Source organism: Ramlibacter sp. MAHUQ-53, assembly GCF_052600055.1.
Map to the genome: position 1 here is coordinate 1 of NZ_JBQWTS010000015.1, position 18,364 is coordinate 18,364.

23 protein-coding genes are annotated in these 18,364 nt (G+C 73.2%); 16 read left to right on the top strand and 7 right to left on the bottom strand.

From position 1 onward, the window contains the following. Positions 1-169 precede the first annotated feature (169 nt). The 3 genes from ACT80S_RS17870 to ACT80S_RS17880 form a co-directional block, all read right to left on the bottom strand. Positions 170-580, bottom strand: coding sequence for a hypothetical protein (locus ACT80S_RS17870; protein WP_377418435.1), 411 nt, complete (start codon positions 578-580; stop codon positions 170-172). Positions 581-745: 165 nt separating this feature from the next. Beyond that, complete coding sequence (locus ACT80S_RS17875) at positions 746-988, bottom strand: hypothetical protein (protein WP_377418438.1); 243 nt, start codon at positions 986-988, stop codon at positions 746-748. An 86-nt stretch (positions 989-1,074) separates the two neighbouring features. Continuing rightward, on the bottom strand, positions 1,075-1,809 hold the full coding sequence (locus ACT80S_RS17880; RefSeq protein ID WP_377418441.1) for a tyrosine-protein phosphatase: 735 nt from the start codon (positions 1,807-1,809) through the stop codon (positions 1,075-1,077). A 97-nt stretch (positions 1,810-1,906) separates the two neighbouring features. On the opposite strand from ACT80S_RS17880, the gene ACT80S_RS17885 reads away from it, so the two are divergent. After that, positions 1,907-2,914, top strand: a complete 1,008-nt coding sequence (locus tag ACT80S_RS17885; protein ID WP_377418444.1) for a DUF72 domain-containing protein — start codon at positions 1,907-1,909, stop codon at positions 2,912-2,914. 61 nt (positions 2,915-2,975) lie between these two features. Here the strand turns inward: ACT80S_RS17885 and ACT80S_RS17890 are convergent, their stop codons facing one another. The 3 genes from ACT80S_RS17890 to ACT80S_RS17900 form a co-directional block, all read right to left on the bottom strand. Next, on the bottom strand, positions 2,976-3,719 hold the full coding sequence (locus ACT80S_RS17890) for a DUF4142 domain-containing protein (RefSeq protein ID WP_377418447.1): 744 nt from the start codon (positions 3,717-3,719) through the stop codon (positions 2,976-2,978). 26 nt (positions 3,720-3,745) lie between these two features. Continuing rightward, positions 3,746-4,693, bottom strand: a complete 948-nt coding sequence (locus tag ACT80S_RS17895; RefSeq protein ID WP_377418450.1) for a hypothetical protein — start codon at positions 4,691-4,693, stop codon at positions 3,746-3,748. Positions 4,694-4,847: 154 nt separating this feature from the next. Continuing rightward, positions 4,848-5,696, bottom strand: a complete 849-nt coding sequence (locus ACT80S_RS17900) for a ZIP family metal transporter (RefSeq protein ID WP_377418452.1) — start codon at positions 5,694-5,696, stop codon at positions 4,848-4,850. Between the two features lie 138 nt (positions 5,697-5,834). Between ACT80S_RS17900 and ACT80S_RS17905 the strand changes: the two genes are divergently transcribed. Beyond that, a complete protein-coding gene (locus ACT80S_RS17905; RefSeq protein ID WP_377418455.1) occupies positions 5,835-6,023 on the top strand; it encodes a 4-oxalocrotonate tautomerase in 189 nt (62 codons plus the stop codon). Continuing rightward, complete coding sequence (locus ACT80S_RS17910) at positions 6,005-6,343, top strand: I78 family peptidase inhibitor (protein WP_377418458.1); 339 nt, start codon at positions 6,005-6,007, stop codon at positions 6,341-6,343. The genes ACT80S_RS17905 and ACT80S_RS17910 overlap by 19 nt, the downstream gene beginning before the upstream one ends. A 26-nt stretch (positions 6,344-6,369) precedes the next feature. Here the strand turns inward: ACT80S_RS17910 and ACT80S_RS17915 are convergent, their stop codons facing one another. Further along, positions 6,370-7,065 (bottom strand): LuxR C-terminal-related transcriptional regulator, encoded by a 696-nt coding sequence (locus ACT80S_RS17915; protein WP_377418461.1) that lies wholly within the window; start codon positions 7,063-7,065, stop codon positions 6,370-6,372. A gap of 185 nt (positions 7,066-7,250) precedes the next feature. On the opposite strand from ACT80S_RS17915, the gene ACT80S_RS17920 reads away from it, so the two are divergent. The 13 genes from ACT80S_RS17920 (at position 7,251) to ACT80S_RS17980 (ending at position 18,363) form a co-directional block, all read left to right on the top strand. Beyond that, positions 7,251-7,553: a PilZ domain-containing protein gene (locus ACT80S_RS17920; protein ID WP_377418463.1), complete on the top strand. Its 303-nt coding sequence runs from the start codon at positions 7,251-7,253 to the stop codon at positions 7,551-7,553. 222 nt (positions 7,554-7,775) lie between these two features. Next, positions 7,776-8,318, top strand: coding sequence for an A24 family peptidase (locus tag ACT80S_RS17925; protein ID WP_377418466.1), 543 nt, complete (start codon positions 7,776-7,778; stop codon positions 8,316-8,318). Positions 8,319-8,345: 27 nt separating this feature from the next. Beyond that, positions 8,346-9,218: a Flp pilus assembly protein CpaB gene (cpaB, locus tag ACT80S_RS17930; RefSeq protein ID WP_377418632.1), complete on the top strand. Its 873-nt coding sequence runs from the start codon at positions 8,346-8,348 to the stop codon at positions 9,216-9,218. Positions 9,219-9,250: 32 nt separating this feature from the next. Further along, the gene (locus ACT80S_RS17935) at positions 9,251-10,918 is read left to right on the top strand and encodes a type II and III secretion system protein family protein (protein WP_377418469.1); all 1,668 of its coding nucleotides are present in this window, start codon (positions 9,251-9,253) and stop codon (positions 10,916-10,918) included. Positions 10,919-10,934: 16 nt separating this feature from the next. Further along, positions 10,935-11,210, top strand: a complete 276-nt coding sequence (locus ACT80S_RS17940) for a hypothetical protein (protein WP_377418472.1) — start codon at positions 10,935-10,937, stop codon at positions 11,208-11,210. A 105-nt stretch (positions 11,211-11,315) separates the two neighbouring features. Further along, on the top strand, positions 11,316-11,504 hold the full coding sequence (locus ACT80S_RS17945; RefSeq protein ID WP_377418475.1) for a Flp family type IVb pilin: 189 nt from the start codon (positions 11,316-11,318) through the stop codon (positions 11,502-11,504). Between the two features lie 78 nt (positions 11,505-11,582). Next, the gene (locus ACT80S_RS17950) at positions 11,583-12,875 is read left to right on the top strand and encodes a pilus assembly protein TadG-related protein (protein WP_377418478.1); all 1,293 of its coding nucleotides are present in this window, start codon (positions 11,583-11,585) and stop codon (positions 12,873-12,875) included. A gap of 9 nt (positions 12,876-12,884) precedes the next feature. Further along, complete coding sequence (locus ACT80S_RS17955; protein ID WP_377418481.1) at positions 12,885-13,340, top strand: TadE/TadG family type IV pilus assembly protein; 456 nt, start codon at positions 12,885-12,887, stop codon at positions 13,338-13,340. Further along, complete coding sequence (locus ACT80S_RS17960) at positions 13,337-13,774, top strand: TadE/TadG family type IV pilus assembly protein (RefSeq protein ID WP_377418484.1); 438 nt, start codon at positions 13,337-13,339, stop codon at positions 13,772-13,774. Before ACT80S_RS17955 ends, ACT80S_RS17960 begins: the two co-directional genes overlap by 4 nt. Before the next feature lie 10 nt (positions 13,775-13,784). After that, entirely contained in the window at positions 13,785-14,936 is a 1,152-nt protein-coding gene (locus ACT80S_RS17965; protein ID WP_377418487.1) for an AAA family ATPase, read from the top strand. An 86-nt stretch (positions 14,937-15,022) separates the two neighbouring features. Next, a complete protein-coding gene (locus ACT80S_RS17970) occupies positions 15,023-16,417 on the top strand; it encodes a CpaF family protein (protein ID WP_377418635.1) in 1,395 nt (464 codons plus the stop codon). A gap of 28 nt (positions 16,418-16,445) precedes the next feature. After that, positions 16,446-17,435 (top strand): type II secretion system F family protein, encoded by a 990-nt coding sequence (locus ACT80S_RS17975; protein ID WP_377418490.1) that lies wholly within the window; start codon positions 16,446-16,448, stop codon positions 17,433-17,435. Between the two features lie 10 nt (positions 17,436-17,445). After that, on the top strand, positions 17,446-18,363 hold the full coding sequence (locus ACT80S_RS17980) for a type II secretion system F family protein (RefSeq protein ID WP_377418493.1): 918 nt from the start codon (positions 17,446-17,448) through the stop codon (positions 18,361-18,363). Position 18,364 lies beyond the last annotated feature (1 nt).

The following is an 18,364-nucleotide window of genomic DNA, read 5'->3' on the forward strand; positions in this document are numbered from 1 at the left end:
TTCGCCGGCGCGCGCATCGGGCTGCTGCGGCGCGGCGGTCTCGCGGGCGCCGGAGGCGGGCGGCCCGCGGCCCTCGCCGCCGCGGCCGCAGCCCGCCAGCGCGAGGACTGCCACCGCGCAGGGCAGGACCACGGCCGGCCAGGCCGGGCCGGCGGCAGGCGCGCGCATCTCAGCGCACCGGCGGGGTGCCCGTGGTGCCGGTCGTGCCCGTGGCAGTGGAGGGCATCGAGGTGCCGGGGGCCGAGGCGCCGCCCATCGTGGCGCCGCCGGGGGTCGTTCCCGTGGTGCCCGAAGTCCCGGCCGTGCCGCCCGCGCCCGAGGTACCTGCCGTGCCCGTGCTGCCCGTGCTGCCCGTGCTGCCCGTGCTGCCCGTGCTGCCCGTGCTGCCCGTGCTGCCCGTGCTGCCCGTGCTGCCCGTGCTGCCGGGGGAGGTGGCGGTGCTGCCGGCGGTGCCCCCTCCCGGGGTGCCCGAGCCGCCGGTGGTGGTGTCGGAGCCGCCGCGGTTGCAGGCGGACAGCACGAGGCAGGCGCCCAGGACGGCGGCCAGCGCGGCGCCGCGGGTGACGGGGGATTGCTTCATCGGGACACTCCTTGGGTCATGGTGGTGAGGCGACGCCCTCGCCCTCGCGACGGCGACCGCGGCACCGTAGGTCGAGGTCGGCCGCGGCCGTGTCGGCACGGGCTGCGGGGCGGTGTAGGAGCGTTGCGCCCTCGGCTGCCCCGCGGCACGCGCCCGGCCGCCGCATCAGCGCCGCTCGCGCTCGCGGCCAGGACCTTCGCGCGGCGGCGCCGCCCCCGATGACGGGGCGGCGGCCGGGGGCGGAGACGGGGACGCGCGGGGCTCGTCGTCGGGCGCATCGACGCTGCTGGCGTCCTCGGGCTGCATGTCGGCGGCGGGCGTGGTCTTGGCGCTGTCGTCGCGAGCCGCGCCCGGGCCGTTCGCCTGGGGATGGGGCTGTCCGTGGACGTTGTCCTGCGGCTGGTGCATGGCGCGCTCCTCGTCGATCCGGACTGCCGATGCTCGCCGCGCAGCAAGCGCGCGGCGTCGGCCGGCCGCGCGCCAGGGCGTAGGCGTCAGCCTTGCAGGTACAGCGCGCGCAGGCGCTCGTGCTCCCGGGGCCCCAGGCCGAGCGCCTCGCGCAGGTAGGCGTCGAGGCTGCCGTGGTCGGCCTCGACGGCCTCGAAGGCGGCGGTCAGGAACTCCGGCTGCACGCCCCACAGCACCGCCGCGACCTCGGGCGCGAGCGTCCCGCCGATGCCCGGCGGCGGGCGCAGGCGCTGGTTGGTCAGGAGGTAGTCGGCCAGGATCTCCTCGCGGCTGGCGCCCAGCGCATGCAGCAGCAGCGCCGCGGCGAAGCCGGTGCGGTCCTTGCCCGCGGTGCAGTGGAACACCGTGGGCTCGCCCGAGGCCAGCAGCAGCCCGAAGAACTCGGCGAAGCGCGCCGAGTTGTGCTGCACGAAGCCCCGGTAGGTGTCCTGCATGTGGTGCACCACGTCGGCCGGGGTGAGGCGGTGGCCGGCCGCGGACAGGTCGGCCAGCACCTGCACGATGGTGGGCTCGATCGCCAGCGAGTGCACCGTCACGCCCGGCACCGCGCAGGCGGCGGCCTCGCGCTCGCGCTCGCCGCGGAAGTCGATCACCCGGACCAGGCGCAGCGCCTGCAGCCGCTCGATGTCGCCCGGGGTGAGGCGGCCGAGGTGGTCAGAGCGGAACAGGGTGTCGCGGCGCAGCGGCACGCGCGGGTGCACGGCGTCGCTGAGGTCACGGAAGTTGGTGGGCGAACGGGTGGAGGCACGCGCGGCGGTCATGGGGACCATTGTGGGCCAGCCGCACGGCCGGCCCGTGTCGCCCGCGTTGCGGCCGCCGCCCCTGCGCCCCACGCACGCCTTGCGCTCTAATGGCGCCATGGACAACATCCGCGTCGGCACCGCCTCGTGGACGGACAAGAGCCTCATCGACTGCGGCCGCTTCTACCCGCGCAAGACCCTCAGCGCCGAGGAGCGCCTGCGGTTCTACGCCTCGCGCTTCCCGCTGGTGGAGGTCGACTCGAGCTACTACGCCATCCCCTCGCCCGCCAACGCCCGCCTGTGGGCCGAGCGCACCCCGCCGGGCTTCGAGTTCAACGTCAAGGCCTTCCGCCTCTTCACCGGCCACCAGACGCCCCCGGTGGTCCTGCACAAGGACATCCGGCAGGCGCTGGGGCCGCGCGTACCGCAGGTCCTGTACTACCGTCAGCTGCCGCCCGAGCTCCGCGACGAGCTGTGGCGGCGCTTCCACGAGGCGCTGGCGCCGCTGCAGGCGGCCGGCAAGCTGGTGGCGGTGCACTTCCAGTTCGCGCCCTGGGTGCGCAACACCCGCGAGGGCCGCGCCCAGGTGGCCCACTGCGTCGAGCGCATGGGCGGGCAGCTGGTGTCGGTGGAGTTCCGCCACCGCAGCTGGTTCGAGGGCGCGCAGTACGAGGCCACGCTGGACTTCGAACGCTCGCTGCAGGTGGCCCACACCATCGTCGACGCGCCGCAGGGCTTCGACAACAGCGTGCCCCCGGTGTGGGCGGTGACCGACCCGCGCCTGGCGCTGCTGCGCCTGCATGGCCGCAATGCCGCGACCTGGAACGTCCAGGGCGCCAGCGCGGCCTCGGACCGCTTCAACTACCTGTACTCGCACGAGGAGCTGGCCGGGCTGGTGCCGCCCCTGCGCGAGGTGGCGGCGCTGGCGCGGCGCGCCCATGTCCTGTTCAACAACAACATGGAGGACCAGGGGCAGGTCTGCGCCCGCGAGATGCGGGCGCTGCTGGACGCTGCGCAGGCAGCGCAGGCAGCGCAGGCGCCGAACCCCGCGGGTGCCGCGAGTTCTGCAGGACACCCGGGCCACGCGGACCGCGGCGCGGCGGCGGCCGGGCCCGGCCGCGCCTAGGGCCTGTCAGCAAATTCCCCGGGCCCGCGAGAAATTCGCTGACAGGCCCTGGCGCATCGCCTCAGCTGCCGCCGCGGTTGGCGCCGTTGCCGCCCCCCGTGCCGCCGGGCCCGCCCATGCTGCGCGTGGCCCCGCCCGAGCGGGCCGAGTCGGCCGCCTTGGCGCCGGCCTGCGGCAGGTTCTGGGCCGCCGCGAGGTGCTGCTGCAGCATCGGCAGCTGCTTGTCGATCCAGGCCTTGAGCTGGGGATCCTTGACGTCCTTGGCGGCCTTCTGGAAGGCCTTGATGTCCTTCTCGTGCTCCTTCACGCCGACCTCGCGGACGAACTCGCGGTCGAAATCGGCGCCGGTCTTCTTGCCCAGCTTCTCGATCTCGTTGCGCATCGCGCGCTTGGGCGCGGGCGGCAGCTCCAGGCCGAGGCTGTTGGCGAGCTGGTTCAACTCGCCGTTGGCGCTCGCGTGGTGGTCGGCCATCTTGCTGGCCAGCGCCTTCACCGCGGGGTCGGTGGCCCGGGTGCTGGCGAGTTGCGCGGCCTGCACCTCGAACTGGCCGCTGGCGGCCGCGTCCTCGATGAACTTGCGGTCGCCGCGCGAGAGCTTCGCGTCGGTCTTCGGCGTGTTGCGCGTGCCCGTGCCGGGCTGGACGGCCGGCGGGGTCGGCGCAGCCGCGCCGGCCCCGGTACCGGTACCGGTGCTGCCCGCGCCCGTGGCGCCGGTGCCCGAGCCGTAGCCGGACTGCGCCCAGGCCGCGCCCAGCGCGAGGGCCAGCACGCCAGCCGAGAAGGTTCGTGTGATGCGTCGGTTCATGGGATCTCCTGGCAGGGGGGTGGGGGTCACTTGGACTTGCCGGCCGGGTTCGAGGCCGGGTTCGCGCTGGCGGAGGCGCCGCTGCCCGCGGCGCCAGGCTCGCTGCCCGGCGTGGCACCGGACGACGCCGAGGCGCTGCCGAAGTTGCCGCCGGTGCTGGACGAGGGCGTGCCGGACTGGCGCGCGGCACGCCAGGTGCTGAACTCGTCGGAGAACTTGCGATAGCGGTCCTGCCGCCACTGGTGGTAGTCGGCATCGAGGTTGCGAAGCTGCTCCTCGCGCCACTGGTGGTAGTCGTGGTCGTGCAGGTAGGGGGCCTGCCCCTGGCCTGGGCCCGGTCCCGGCGCGTAGCCCGGCATGCCGCCCTGCGGCGGCGCGACCTGGCCCGCGCCCGGCCCGCCGTGCAAACCGCCGGACGGGACGTAGGTGGAGGTGCCGGACTGCGCCGACCCGCCGTGGCTGCCGCCGTAGCCGCCCGCCCCCGGGCCGGCCTGACCACCGCCGGCCGGCGAGCCGCCCCAGGCCGGCCCGCCCTGCTGCCCCTGGGCCCCGCCCCAGCTGCCTTGCTGGCCGCTGCCGTAGGCCGCGCCCTGCAGGCTGCCGCCGTAGCCGCCGCCCAGGCCGGCTCCCTGGGTGCTGCCCCAGCCGCCGCCGCGGCCCGGCTCGCCGCCCCACTCGCCGCGGCCCGGCCCGGCGCCGCCATGCTCGGGGCCGCCGCGGCCATAGCCATGCGCCTCGCCGCCGTAACCGCCGTAGCCGCCGGACGAGGGCGAGCCGAACTCGCCGCCGCGCCCGGAGCCCGGCGCGCCCATGCCGCCCTGCGCCTGCCCGCCCTCGCGGCGGCCCTCCGGGCGCTGCTCGCCGCTCCAGCCGCCCGGACCGCGGCCCGGGCCCTGGCCCTGGCCAGGTGAGGGCTCCTCCCAGCGACCGGCCTGCGCGTGCCGCTCGCGGTCCTCGAACTCGCGTGATGCCATTCAAGCTCTCCTTGGAAAGCCGCCACCTTAGGCAGCGGCCGCAAGGCGGGCCTGTCGGACGCGGGCGGGCCCGGCGTAGGAAAAGCGAGCCAGCCGGCGCGCGCGGGCGCCGGCGCCGGCCTCGGCCGGGCCGCTCAGGGCGTGCCCGCCGGCCTCAATGGAAATGGGCGAGGCGGCTGGCCAGCGCGACGAGGCCGATGCCCGCCAGCAGCCAGGCCACCTGGAGCACCGTGGCGCGCGCACCCAGGCGCTTTTGCAGCTGCGGGATCAGGTCGGCCAGGGCCACGTAGATGAAGCTGCTGCTGGCGACCGTGAGGAAGAACGGCAGGTAGGCCTGGAGGTGCTCCACCAGCCACCAGCCGGCCAGGCCGCCCAGCGGCGTGACCGCGCCCGCCAGCGAGACCTTCACCAGCGCGGCGCGGCGGCTGCCGCCGGTGCGGGCCAGCACGATCAGGTCGCCGATGTGGTGCGGCACCTCGTGCGCCAGCACCGACAGCGCCGCGACCACGCCCAGGCGCAGGTCGGCCATGAAGGCCGAGGCGATGAGGATGCCGTCGCCGAAGCAGTGCACGCTGTCGCCCGTGAGCAGGGTCCAGCCGCCGGAGCGGGCGCCATGGTCATGGCCATGACCGTGGTGGTGGGCGTGGCCATGGCCGCCGTGGGCATGGTCGCGGGCCTGGGACGGCGCCTCGTGGCCTTGGTGGTGCTCGTGGCCGTGGTGCCAGAGTTCGGCCTTGTCCAGGAGGAAGAAGAACACCAGCCCGACCAGCAGCACGGGGAACAGCACATGGGCCTCGACCGCGCCCTCGAAGGCCTCGGGCAGCAGGTGCATGAAGGCGGTGGCCAGCAGCGCGCCGGCCGCCAGGCTCAGGAGGTGCTGGGCGCCGACGCCGGCCTGGCCATCGTCGGCGCTGCGCACGCCCAGGCGCATCATCAGCGCGGCCAGCCAGACGCTGCCGATGCCGGCGGACAGGGTGGCGGCGAGGATGGCGATCAATTGCATCGTTGTTCTTGTCGTGAGTCGGCGGGGCCGGGTGCGATCTTAGCAACCGGGTCGGGCGCCCCGCCGACACCGGGACGCGGCGCCCGCCGGATAATCCCCGCGCAGACTCCCTCAACCCCGCACCGAAAGGATCCCCGAATGCCCACCCTCCGCGTCGAACTCATGGAAGGCCGCACCGTCGAACAGAAACGCGCCCTGGCGCAGGCGCTCACGCAGGCCGTGGTCGAGACCCTGGGCAGCAAGCCCGAGTCGGTCGATATCCTCATGTTCGACATCAAGCGCCACGACTGGGCCACCGGGGGCGAGCTGTGGGTCGACAAGTCCTGAACCTCGTCGCCTGGGGCCTGGCGCTGGCGCTGCCGGCCTGTGCCCAGGCGCCCTCGTCCGGGCCGCAACCGGCCTCGCTCACCGGCCAGACCGTGCACGCGGCCACGCCGCCGAACCGCTGCGAGGCGGGGCCGGCGGTCAAGGCCATCGTCGGCCAGCGCGCCACGCGCGAGCTGCTGGAGCAGGCCCGCGCCCGGGCCGGCGCGCGCATCCTGCGCGTGATCGGCCACGACCAGATGGTCACCCAGGAATTCAATGACTCGCGCCTGTCGGTGCTGCTCGATGCGCAGGGGCGCGTCGCCGAGGTGAGCTGCGGCTGAACGCCGCGGCGCCCGGCGTCCGGCGTTCAGAACTGCGAGCCGCGCGCGTCCAGCAGGTCCTGCCGGTGGCGGGTGGCGAAGGCGAACAGCTCGAGCCGGTTGCTCAGGCCCAGCTTGCCGTAGATGGAGCTGAGGTGGTTGCGCAGGGTGTGCTCGCTGATGCACAGGTGCTGCGCGATCACCTTGCCCGGGGCGCCGGTTTCCCGGGCGACGGCGCGGATCATCTCGCGCTCGCGCAGCGTGAGCGAGCGGATGCGGGCCAGCTCCGGGTCGCTCTTCTCGTGCGCCTTGCGGCGCATCAGGTCCATGAAGATGCGGCTGGTGGCGCCGCGATCGATCCACAGCTCGCCGCTGCACACGCGGTCGAGGGCCTTGAGCAGCACCTGCGGCGCGTCGTCGCGGCCGACGATGCCGTGCACGCCCGAGATCACCGCATGGTCCAGCGTGGCCTCGTCCTGGCAGCCGGTGACCAGCACCACGCGCGCCGGGGTCCAGCGGGCGATCCGGTCGATGAGGCCCTCGGGCGGCACGCCGTCGAGGTCCATCACCAGCGCATCGGCGTCGGGCAGGACCGCCAGGTCCTCCAGGTCGGCGGGCCGGGCCACCGAAGCCAGGTGCTCGAAGGCGGGCGCGCCCGATTCGATGAGCCGCTCCAGCCCCCAGCATGTGAGCTGGGGCGCAACGAGGATGACGCGAAACGGGTGTCCGGCTAGCTCTCTCATCGTCGTACCCACCTGGCAATAGCGATCGGGCTATTCATGCTATTCATATTGAAGAGCGAGTCAACAGCCTGTTGCAATTTTTCTGGCGCCTTGCATTCGCGGCGGAATGACCTATGACAACAAGCCTGCCCCGGCTGGGTGCGTCCTCCCTGTCGACGCGTGCCCGGCCCGACCAGACTTGCACGATGACCGAACGCCGCGTCGAACCCAGGACCTTCCTGCGCCTGCCGCTGGAGGTGGAGGGCGTGGGCACGGCGGTCACCCGGGACGTCAGCCCCGGCGGGCTGTACGTGTATGTGCCCAATGGCCTGCGCTTCGTGGGGCCTCTGGTGTTCGAGGTCGAATTCGGCGCGGCCGGCCTGGGCGCTCGGGCGTATGCCGAGGTGGTCCGCATCGAGCCGGGCCAGCTGCGCACCGGCATGGCGCTGCGGCTTCGCGACCTGGAGCTGACGCCGGTGGCCTCGCGCCGCCGCGCGCGTCGCCGCTGACCTCTAAGAAATTTCCGAAGTAGTGAATCGCGTCGCCCTCGCCGGGCGAGGCGCAGCGGCCTGCGCATGCCCTCCTGCGCATGTCCTTCCCTGCCTGGACGATCCGGGGCATGACATCCCATGACAAGCCACCCATCGCGATCGGGACGATCGACTGATGCCGCCGCCGCGGGCGCTTCCTAGAGTCAATGCCATCGCAACGACCCTTCACCGCGCACCGCCATGTCCCTCCTGCCCGACTTCGTATCCACCACGCTGTGGCCCCTGGCCAGCAGCCCGGGATGGGGCGGCCTGATCGCGCTGCTGGCCCTCGCCGCGGTGATCGACCTGCGCAGCGGGCGCATCCCCAACTGGCTCACCGTCACCGGCATGGGCTGGGGGCTGGCGTTCAGCGCCAGCCAGGGCCTGGGCACGGGCGCCGGCCTGGCTACCGGCCTGGCGGGACTGGCCACCGGCCTGGCGGTGATGCTGCCCCTGTACCTGCTGCGCGCCACAGGGGCCGGCGACGTGAAGCTGATGGCCATGACCGGCGCCTTCCTCGGCACGCAGCCGATGCTGGTCACGACGCTGTTCGTGTTCATCGCGGGCGGCGTGATGGCGTTGCTGCACCTGGCCCTGCGGGCCGCCGCACGCCAGGCGGCCGCCCGCCCGCAGGCCGGGCCCGCAACGCCGGCGCCCGCATCCCTCGGCCGCATCCGCTACGGCGCCAGCATCTTCGCCGGCACCCTGGCCTTCCTCGTGCTGCGCCAGCTGGCGCAGCGGTGAAACACGCTCCCAGGAGGCAACATGATCATCCGGAACATCAAGGCCCTCTCCCTGCTGGTGCTGGCGGTGCTCACCGCCCTGGCCGCGGCGGCCTACGCCTCGCGCTGGATCTCGCAGCGAGGCAGCACGCAGACCGTGCAGGTGGTGGTGGCCGCGGTCGACATCGAGCTGGGCAGCCGCATCAACCCGCAGATGCTCACCACGGTGGCCTGGCCCGCCAGCGCCGTGCCCACCGGCACATTCGCCGACCTGTCCAAGCTGCGCGAGCGCGTGGTCAAGGTGGCCATCCCCCGCGGCGACGCGATCCTCGAGCGCAAGCTCGCGCCCGCCGGGACGCAGGGCGGCCTGTCGGCGGTGATCGCCGAGGGCAAGCGTGCGATGACCGTGCGGGTCAACGACGTGGTCGGCGTGGCCGGCTTCGCCCTCCCCGGCAACTACGTGGACGTGATGGTCAACATGCCGCAGGACCGCCAGGGCGGCAAGGACAGCCAGATCAGCCTGACCGTTCTCGAGCAGGTGCTGGTGCTCGCCGTGGCCCAGGAGGCCAGCCGCGACGACCTCAAGCCCAAGGTCGTGAGTGCCGTGACCCTGGAGCTGTCGCCGCAGGACGCCGAGAAGCTGGACCTGGCGCGCAGCGTGGGCACGCTGTCCCTGGTCCTGCGCAACCAGCTGGACAAGGAGTCGGTCGCCACCCAGGGCATCACGCGGGACCAGCTGCTCTCGCTGAAGCAGGTCGTGCAGCGCCCGGTGGCTGCAGCCGCGGCGCCCGCCGCGCCGGCACGGCCCCGCCCCGCGGCGCCGGCCCGGGTCGCCGCCGCGCCGGTCCCCGCCCCCGCCGCCGAAGCCCGGGACTGCGTGGAGGTGATCTCGCACGGCACCCGCACCCAGTCGTGCTTCTGACCCCTGGCAACAACGACAAGGACAGGACGACCATGACACATCCCGCTGCGCGACGCCTGCAGACTCCCGCCCGCCGTGCGCTCGCCGCGCTCGGCGCCCTGCCCGCCCTGTGGTGCGTCCAGGCCCTGGCGCAGGCCCCCGCGCCTGCACCGGCTCCCGCGGCATCCCCCGCGCCGGCACGCGCCGCAGCAGCCGGGCCGCGCACCGCCCCCACCACCGCCACCGCATCCCCGGCGCCCTCGCGCACCGCCTGCACCAGCCTGGTCCAGGGCCCCGCCGCCCAGGTGCCCCTGGGCAAGTCGCAGGTGATCGCGCTGGGCGCGCCGGCGGCCCGCCTGATCGGCGCGGGCCGCCCGACCAGCTGGATCGGCCAGCCGGTGGAAGTGGAGGAGCAGGCGCCCGCCCGCGGCCGCGCCAATACCGAGCGCCCCCTGCCGGCCACCAGCGACGGCGTGGCCGACACCGAGATCACCCTGCTGTCCCCCACCGAGCTGCTGGTGGTGGGCCGCCGCCCCGGCACGGCCAACGTGATCGTGCAGGACCGCGAGGGCCGCTGCACGGTGCGCGACATCGTCGTCACCATCGACCCCGCCGCGCTGCAGGCCAAGCTGGGCGAGCTGATGCCCGCCGAGCGCGAGATCCGCGTCAGCGGCGCCGACAACGCCATCGTGCTGACCGGCACCGCCAGCGACGCGATGGCGATGGACCAGGCCGTCACCGTCGCCACCGCCTACGGCGACGGCAAGAAGGTGGTCAACCTGATGCGCGTGAGCAGCCCCAGCCAGGTGATGCTGGAGGTGAAGATCGCCGAGGTCAGCAAGAACATCATCGACCGCTTCGGCCTGGACTACAGCCGCGCCTTCAGCAGCGGCAATGCGACCAACGTCATCTCCGGCATCGTGGGCGCGACGCCCGGTGCCTTCGGCCGCTTCAGCCCGCTGACCGGCGGCGGCGCCATCAGCGGCTCGGCCGGCGCCTCGGTCACCGGCGGCATCGGCGGCGCCTCCGCGGGCGTGGCCACCACCTCGCGCGGCGCCACCCTGCTGGGGCTGGACCTGCAGAAGCAGGACGGCATCGTGCGCGTGCTGGCCGAGCCCAACATCCTCGCCGTCAGCGGCCAGACCGCCAGCTTCCTGTCCGGCGGCAAGATCTTCATCCCGGTGGCCCAGAACAACTCGCTGGGCCTGGCCACGATCACGCTGGCGGAGAAGGAATTCGGCGTGGGCCTGAAGTTCACGCCCACCGTCCTGGATGGCGGGCGCATCAACCTCAAGCTGGTATCCGAGGCCTCGGAGCTGTCGCAGACCGGCTCACCCTTCACCACCGTGGGCAACGCCACGGCGATCCTGCCCTCGATGACCACGCGCCGCGTCGACACCACGGTGCAACTGGGCGACGGCCAGAGCTTCGTGGTCGCCGGGCTGGTGAAGAACAACCTGAACGAGACCCTCAAGCGCGTCCCCGGCCTGGGCGAGGTGCCGGTGCTCGGTGCCCTGTTCCGCTCCAACGAATTCCAGACCGACCAGACCGAACTGATGTTCGTGGTGACCCCGCGCCTGGTACGCCCGCTGCCGGCGCCCACGGCCCTGCCCACCGACCGCCACCAGGCGCCGGACCGCCACCAGGCCATCTTCGGCAACGCCGGCGAGGCCCCCGCCGCGCCGGCCGCCCCCGCGCAGGACAGCCCCGCCAAGCCCTGAGCCTAGGAGAACCGCCATGAAGACCGCTTCGATCCTCCTGCTGGCCGCGGCCGCCGCCAGCGCCGGCTGCGCCACCTCGGTGACCCCGAACTACGACGCCCGCTTCGGCCTGTCGGTGCGCGAGGCGCGCGCCGCGCAGACCCTCAACCCCGCGCCGGCGGCAGCGCCCGCGCAGGGCCTGGACGGCCGCGCCGCGCGCGAGGCCATGGGTCGCTACCAGGAGTCCTTCAAGTCGCCGCCGCCGGTGGCCAACGTGATCCACATCGGCAACACGGAGGCAGGCGGCCGCTGAGGCCGCGCCCCCAGGAAGGAGAGCCGCCATGACCTAGCTGCGCCCGCCCCACCCCTCGCAACCATCGAGAAAGCCTTCACAGAACCCCTATCGAGGACCGAGACCATGAACCACATCATCACCTTCCTGCGCAACCTGGCCGTCGAGGACGACGGCGCGCAGGTCATCGAGTACGCGTTGATCATCGCCGTCGTCTCCATCGGACTGGTCGTCGCGCTCGACGGCGTCGGCGGCAATTTCGCCACCTTCGTCGCCAACGTCGGCACCTGCCTGACCACCGGGACCTGCCCCTGAGCCCCGCGCCGCAGCCTGATCGAACGCTGCCCTTTCCAACCCGGGCCGGGCCCGCCCCGGCCTCCACCTTCCCATACCATGAAGCCTCCTGCCTGCCGGACCGGTCGCCAGCGCGGCGCCGTGATCATCACCGTCTGCCTGACGCTGGTGTTCCTCCTCGGCTTCATGGGTTTCGCGCTGGACCTGGGCCGGCTGTTCATCGTCAAGCACGAGTTGCAGACCGCCCTGGACAGCTGCGCCCTCGCCGCGGCCCAGGAGCTGGACGGCCAGCCCACCGCCATCGCGCGCGCGGTGTCGGCCGGCCAGTCCGCCGGCAACGCCAACCGGGTGAACCTGCAGTCCGCCAACTGGGACGGCAAGGGGCAGCTGACCGCCGCCTCGTTCCAGTTCTTCGACGCCAGCCTGACCCCCACTACCACGCCGGACCTGGCGCGCTACGTCGAGTGCAGCCACACCCAGCCCGCGGTGCGCCTGTGGCTGCTGCAGGCGATGAACGCCTTCCTGGGCGAGGCGCAGGCCGGCCCGGCGACGCAGAACGTCGGCGCCCGCGCGGTGGCCACGCGCACCAGCGCGCAGACCACCTGCCCGGTGCCGCTGATGCTGCGGCCCAAGGTCACGGGCGCCGGCGCGCCGGACTACGGCTACACCCGCGGTGACTGGGTCAAGCTGCTGGCCGACCCCGCGGGCGCGACCAGCAACTTCGTGGGCTGGGCCAACCTCGACGGCACCAGCAGCGCCAGTTCGACCGAGAGCGAGCTGCTGCGCGGCTACTGCGACGTCCGCCTGGACGTTCCCCTGGGCACCCCCGGCGTGCAGAACGCCATCGCCGACGCCTGGAACGCCCGCTTCGGCATCTACCGCAACCAGGGCTCGCCCTCGCAGCCCTTCATGCAGCCGGACATGACCGGCTATGCCTACAGCACCGCGAACTGGCCCAGCGGGCGCGCCGCCTACGACGGCCCGGTACCGCCCGGCGCGCACCCGACGGCGGCGAACTTCGAGACCAAGCGCGCCAGCTTCGCGTCCTGCGCCGACACCGGCACCCAGGTGACCGGCGCCAACAGCTGCAGCACCATCTCGCAGCGCCCCATCGGCGGCGGCTTCAACAAGTTGGCCGAGCCCGGCGCCGGCGCCGACGGGCACTGGAAGTACGGCGTGAACAAGCGCCTGGTGATCGTTCCCGTGAGCACCACCTACCCCGGCAAGGTGGAGGACTACGCCTGCATGCTGATGCTGCAGCCCATGACCATTCCGATGACGGACGTGGCACTGGAGTTCATCGGCAACGCCGGCGCGATCGACAGCCCCTGCACCACCAACGGCATCCCCGGCGGCACCGCCGGGCCGCAGGTGCCGGTGCTGGTGCGTTAGGAGACCGCCATGGCCACTACGCCCCGCCCTGCGCACCGCCGCCTCCCGCAGCGCGGCGTGGCGCTGATCGAGTTCGCGCTGATCCTGCCGATGCTGCTGGTGCTGACGTTCATCACCACCGAATTCGGCCGCGCCGTCTACGAGTACAGCGTGGTCACGCAATCGGTGCGCGACGCGGCGCGCTACCTGTCCATGGTCACGCCGAACAGCCACCAGGCCCAGGCCGCCAACATCGCCGTCTATGGCAACGCCGCCGGGACCGGCCGGCCGCTGGCGCGCGGCCTGTCCACCGGCCTGGTGCAAAGCGAGTGGCTGCCCCCCACGGGCAGCAGCCCGGCGATCCGCATCGTCCGGGTCCGCGTGGCCGGCTACCAGTTCCAGTCCCTGTTCACCACGGCCTTCGGTCAGGACTTCGGCGTGCTCGAGTTCCCCGCGATCAGCGCGTCGATGAGGAGCTACCTGTGAAGCGGCGGCAGCTCGGCGCCACCGCCATCGAGTTCGCCCTGGTGCTGCTCGTGTTCCTGATGTTCCTGCTCGGCGTGCTGGACTTCGCCCGGATGCTGTTCACCTGGAGCGGCGCCGCGCAGGCCGCGCGCGCGGGCGCCCGCTACGCGGCAGCGTGCATGGACACCTCCGGCGACACCGCGCCGGTGCTGGCGCGCATGCAGGGACTGCTGCCGCAGGTGCAGTCGGTGGACGTGAGCTGGGAGCCCGCCGGCTGCTCGCCCGCCACCTGCGAGCGGGTGCGGGTCGGCATCACCGACCTGCAATACCGCTGGATGGCCCCGGTCCCCGGCCTGGCCTCGGTCGCGGCCCTGGCCATGCCCCGCTTCGACACGACCCTGCCGCGCGAGTCCATGCGGCAGGACACCCACAGCAGCACCCTGTGCAACCCCTGAAGGCCGCGCCATGAAGATCGCCCTCATCTCGCCCAACCCCCAGCACCTGGCCCAGATGGCGCAGGCGCTGCAGGACGCCTCCCACGAGGTCAGCACCTTCGAGGGCGGCAAGAGCCGCCTGCCGGAAATCGTCGAACGCTTCCAGCCCGAGCTGGCGCTGGTGGACGGCCTGTGCCTCGACGTCTGCGAGCTGGCCGCGGTGGAACAGGCCACCGCGAGCGACCCGCAGCTGACGGTGGTCCTGACCTGCCCCACCCACTCGCAGGACTTCCTGCTGCAGGCGATGCGCGCCGGCGTGCGCGAGATCCTGCCCTCGCCCCCGACGTCCCAGGCGCTGCTGGCGACGGTGGAGCGCCTCGAGGCCAAGCGCCGCCCCGGCAAGGCGCGCCAGGGCGGGCGCGTGCTGGCCTTCATGGCCTGCAAGGGCGGCAGCGGCGCGACCTTCCTGGCGACCAACCTGGGCAGCGAGCTGGCCGAGACCCACCAGGTGCTGCTGCTGGACCTGAACCTGCAGTTCGGCGACGCGCTGTCCTTCGTGCATGACGGGCCGGCCCGCACCTCCATCGCCGACGTGGCCCGCGAGATCCGCCGGCTCGACACCGCGCTGCTCGCCAGCAGCACGGTCAAGGTCAGCCCCGGCTACCACGTGCTGCCCGCGCCGGACGACCTGCGCGACGCCGCCGAGGTCCGGCCCGAGGTGGTCTCGGCCCTGCTGGCGGTGGCCGTCACCCACTACGACTACGTGGTGGTGGACCTGCCGCGCGACCTCGACGGCATCGGCATCGCGGTGCTCGACCGGGCCTGGCGCATCTACCCCGTGCTGCAGGCCGGCATCCCCGAGCTGCGCCACGCCACGCGCCTGGCGGCGACCTTCCGTTCGCTGGGCTACCCGGACGACCGAATCGAGTTCATCCTCAATCGCTGCCACCGCGGGCAGGACATCGGCGTGTCCGAGCTCAGACGCGCGCTCGGCCCGGTCAAGGTGCACCAGGTGGCCAACGACTGGCGCGACGTGCATGCCGCCATCACCACGGGCGCGCCGCTGGCGCGCAACGCCCGGGGCAGCGGCGTGGCGCGCCAGCTGCACGACTTCGCGCACTCGATCGACCCCCGGCACGAAGCGCCCCGCAGCCTGATCGACAAGTTCTTCCGCAAGGCCTGACCATGTACCACCCCACACCGTCCCCTGCGGGCACAGACCCGGGCGCCCCCTCGCTGCGCCTGAGCCTGGGCGCGCTGGCCGGCTCCATGCCCGGCCCGTTCCCCACCCTCGACCCGGAGGCCGGGCGGGACGACGCCGGCCCCGGTGGCGGCGCCCCGCCCGCGGCGAACCCGGCGTCGCTGGGCGCGCGCGCCGCGGCCGCCGACCCCTACCTCCAGGTCAAGGGCCGCATCCACCTGAAGCTGCTCGATCGGCTCGACCTGCCCGCCCTGGAGGCGATGACGCCGGAGGCCCTGCGCCAGGAACTGGCGACGGCGGTGGAGCAGCTGCTGGCGGAGGAGGCGGTCGCCCTCAACGTGGCCGAGCGCGCCACCCTGATCCGCGACATCCAGCACGAGATGCTGGGGTTCGGCCCGCTGGAGCTGCTGATGGCGGACCCGGCGGTCTCCGACATCCTGGTCAACTCCTGGCACCAGGTCTACGTGGAGCGGCGCGGCAGGCTGGAGCCGACCGACGTGACCTTCACCGACGAGATGCACCTGCGACGCATCATCGACAAGATCGTCTCGCGCGTCGGCCGGCGCATCGACGAGTCCAGCCCCATGGTGGACGCGCGCCTGCCCGATGGCTCGCGGGTGAACGCGGTGATCCCGCCGGTGGCCCTGGACGGGCCGATGGTCTCGATCCGCCGCTTCTCGCGCGTGCCCCTGCGCATGGACAACCTCACCGGCGAGGGGCTCAAGACGCTCACCCCCGAGATGGCGCGCCTGCTCGAGGGCCTGGTCAAGGCCAAGGTGAACATGCTGATCTCCGGCGGCACCGGCGCCGGCAAGACCACGCTGCTGAACATCCTCTCCGGGTTCATCCCGGAGAACGAGCGGGTGGTGACCATCGAGGACGCGGCCGAACTGCAGATGCAGCAGCCCCACGTGGTGCGCCTGGAGACGCGGCCCGCCAACCTCGAGGGCCTGGGCGAGATCAGCCAGCGCGCGCTGGTGCGCAACGCGCTGCGGATGCGGCCGGACCGCATCGTCATCGGCGAGGTGCGCGGCGCCGAGGCCTTCGACATGCTGCAGGCGATGAACACCGGCCACGAGGGCTCGCTGACCACCATCCACGCCAATACGCCGCGCGACGCGCTGGCGCGGCTGGAGAACATGATCGGCATGGCCAACCTGAACCTGCCGCACCGCGCCGCGCGCCAGCAGATCGCCTCGGCGATCACGGTGGTGGTGCAGGTGCTGCGCCTGATCGACGGGCGCCGGCGCGTGACCAGCATCCAGGAGGTCACCGGCATGGAGGGCGAGGTCGTCACCATGCAGGAGCTGTTCGCCTTCCGCCAGACCGGCGTGGAGGCCGGCGGCCAGGTGGTGGGTCACTTCCAGGCCAGCGGCGTGCGGCCGCGGTTCTCCGAGCGCCTGCAGGCCTTTGGCGTGCAGCTGCCGGAGGACATGTTCGACCCGCAGCGGCGCATCCACTAGGACCGGCCGGTCCCGAGGAGCCCTCACCATGGACGCAACGAACCTGAGCCAGTCCCAGTGGCTGCTGGGACTCATGGTCTTCATCGCCCTGATGCTGGGCGTGGAGGGCCTGTACCTGCTGTGGCGCAACCACCATGGGCCCGAGGCCCGCCGCCTGCGCAGGCGGCTGGAGGCGATCGCCTCGCCCGGCGAGGAATCCGGCGGCGGCGCGATCAAGCCGCGCCTGGCCCGCGAGCTGCCCTGGATGCGCGCCTGGCTGGAACGCATGCCGCGCCTGCGCGCCCTCGACCGGTTACTGGTGCAATCCGGCCTGCCCTGGTCGCTCGGGCGGGTGGCGCTGGCGATGACGGGCCTGGCGCTGGCGGGCGCGGTCCTCGGACAGCTCGCCGCGGGGCTGCACGCCCTGGCGCCGGTGGCGGCCGTGGCCGCCGCGCCGGCGGCGCTGGCGGGCTACATCGCCGTGGTGCGCGCGCGCCGCCTGCAGCGGCTGGAGCGGCAGCTGCCCGACGCGCTGGACCTGCTCACGCGCGCGCTGCGCGCCGGCCATGCCTTCGGCTCGGCGCTGAAGATCACCGCCGACGAGGCGGTCGAGCCTATGGGCGCGGAGCTGGCCCAGGTGCACGAGGAGACCAACTACGGCGTGCCGCTGGAGCAGGCCCTGGAGCACCTGTGCGAGCGGGTGCCGCTGACATCGGTGCGCTACTTCACCGTGGCGGTCCTGATCCAGCGCACCGCCGGCGGCAACCTCACCGAGATCCTCGGCGGCCTCAGCCGCCTGCTGCGCCAGCGGGTGAAGCTCCTGGACCGGATCCATGTGCTGTCCGCGGAAGGTCGCCTGTCAGCGTGGATCCTGGTGGTCCTGCCGTTCGCGCTGGCGGGCCTGCTGTACCTGATCAACCCGCAGTTCATGAGCCCGCTGTGGCAGGACCCGATCGGCCGCTCCATGATCCAGGTGCTGCTCCTGATGATGGCCGTCGGCGGCGTGGTCATGCGCCGAATCATCAAGATCCGCGTGTAGGAGGCAAGCCATGCTGGTTCTTTCCATCCTCGTGTTCGTGGCCGTCACGCTGGCGGCGGCCAGCCTGTACCTGTTCCTCGCCCCCAGCCGCGCGCAGGAGCGGATCCGCCAGCTGGCGCCGGAGGCGGCGCCACCCGCGACCTCCTGGCACGAGACCGCGCAACGCCTGGCGGGCCCGCTGGCGCGGCTGTCCCTGCCCTCGGGCGACTGGGACCAGTCGCACCTGCGGCTGCAGCTGCTGCAGGCCGGCCTGCGCAGCGACAGCGCGCGCCTGTGGTACCTGGCGGCCAAGACCGCGCTGCCGGTGCTCCTGGGGGCGGCGGCGCTGGGGCTGGTGCAGGCGCACGGCGACCTGAATGCGACGAAGCAGCTGTTCGCCGTGGCCTGCGCGGCGCTCGCCGGCGTCTACCTGCCCAACGCGGTGGTGCGCGCGCTGCGCCGCTCGCGACAGCGGGAGATCTTCGAGAGCTTCCCGGACGCGGCCGACCTGCTGCTGGTGTGCGTCGAGGCGGGCCTGGGCCTGGACGCGGCGCTGGTCCGGGTGACCGACGAGATGGCCACGCGCAGCCCGGTGCTTGCCGGCGAACTGCACCTGGCCAACCTGGAGCTGCGCGCCGGCGCCACCCGCGCGATGACGCTGAAGAACCTGGCGCTGCGCACCGGCGTCGACGAGGTGGCCACCTTCGCCGCCATGCTCACGCAGGCCGACCGCTTCGGCACCAGCCTGGGCGACTCGCTGCGCGTGTTCTCGGACGACCTGCGCCACAAGCGCGAGGCGCGCGCCGAGGAGGCGGCCGCCAAGATCCCCACCAAGCTGCTGTTCCCGCTGGTGGTGTTCATCTTTCCCTCGGTGATCATGGTGATCCTGGGGCCGGCCATCATCCAGATCATCCGGACGGTGCTGCCGAAGATCACGGGGACGGGTTGAG

Coding starts and splice junctions, on each gene's coding strand:
- ACT80S_RS17870 (WP_377418435.1), bottom strand. CDS start 580: ATGAAGCAATCCCCCGTCACCCGCGGCGCCGCGCTGGCCGCCGTCCTG.
- ACT80S_RS17875 (WP_377418438.1), bottom strand. CDS start 988: ATGCACCAGCCGCAGGACAACGTCCACGGACAGCCCCATCCCCAGGCG.
- ACT80S_RS17880 (WP_377418441.1), bottom strand. CDS start 1,809: ATGACCGCCGCGCGTGCCTCCACCCGTTCGCCCACCAACTTCCGTGAC.
- ACT80S_RS17885 (WP_377418444.1), top strand. CDS start 1,907: ATGGACAACATCCGCGTCGGCACCGCCTCGTGGACGGACAAGAGCCTC.
- ACT80S_RS17890 (WP_377418447.1), bottom strand. CDS start 3,719: ATGAACCGACGCATCACACGAACCTTCTCGGCTGGCGTGCTGGCCCTC.
- ACT80S_RS17895 (WP_377418450.1), bottom strand. CDS start 4,693: ATGGCATCACGCGAGTTCGAGGACCGCGAGCGGCACGCGCAGGCCGGT.
- ACT80S_RS17900 (WP_377418452.1), bottom strand. CDS start 5,696: ATGCAATTGATCGCCATCCTCGCCGCCACCCTGTCCGCCGGCATCGGC.
- ACT80S_RS17905 (WP_377418455.1), top strand. CDS start 5,835: ATGCCCACCCTCCGCGTCGAACTCATGGAAGGCCGCACCGTCGAACAG.
- ACT80S_RS17915 (WP_377418461.1), bottom strand. CDS start 7,065: ATGAGAGAGCTAGCCGGACACCCGTTTCGCGTCATCCTCGTTGCGCCC.
- ACT80S_RS17920 (WP_377418463.1), top strand. CDS start 7,251: ATGACCGAACGCCGCGTCGAACCCAGGACCTTCCTGCGCCTGCCGCTG.
- ACT80S_RS17925 (WP_377418466.1), top strand. CDS start 7,776: ATGTCCCTCCTGCCCGACTTCGTATCCACCACGCTGTGGCCCCTGGCC.
- ACT80S_RS17935 (WP_377418469.1), top strand. CDS start 9,251: ATGACACATCCCGCTGCGCGACGCCTGCAGACTCCCGCCCGCCGTGCG.
- ACT80S_RS17940 (WP_377418472.1), top strand. CDS start 10,935: ATGAAGACCGCTTCGATCCTCCTGCTGGCCGCGGCCGCCGCCAGCGCC.
- ACT80S_RS17945 (WP_377418475.1), top strand. CDS start 11,316: ATGAACCACATCATCACCTTCCTGCGCAACCTGGCCGTCGAGGACGAC.
- ACT80S_RS17950 (WP_377418478.1), top strand. CDS start 11,583: ATGAAGCCTCCTGCCTGCCGGACCGGTCGCCAGCGCGGCGCCGTGATC.
- ACT80S_RS17955 (WP_377418481.1), top strand. CDS start 12,885: ATGGCCACTACGCCCCGCCCTGCGCACCGCCGCCTCCCGCAGCGCGGC.
- ACT80S_RS17965 (WP_377418487.1), top strand. CDS start 13,785: ATGAAGATCGCCCTCATCTCGCCCAACCCCCAGCACCTGGCCCAGATG.
- ACT80S_RS17970 (WP_377418635.1), top strand. CDS start 15,023: ATGCCCGGCCCGTTCCCCACCCTCGACCCGGAGGCCGGGCGGGACGAC.
- ACT80S_RS17975 (WP_377418490.1), top strand. CDS start 16,446: ATGGACGCAACGAACCTGAGCCAGTCCCAGTGGCTGCTGGGACTCATG.
- ACT80S_RS17980 (WP_377418493.1), top strand. CDS start 17,446: ATGCTGGTTCTTTCCATCCTCGTGTTCGTGGCCGTCACGCTGGCGGCG.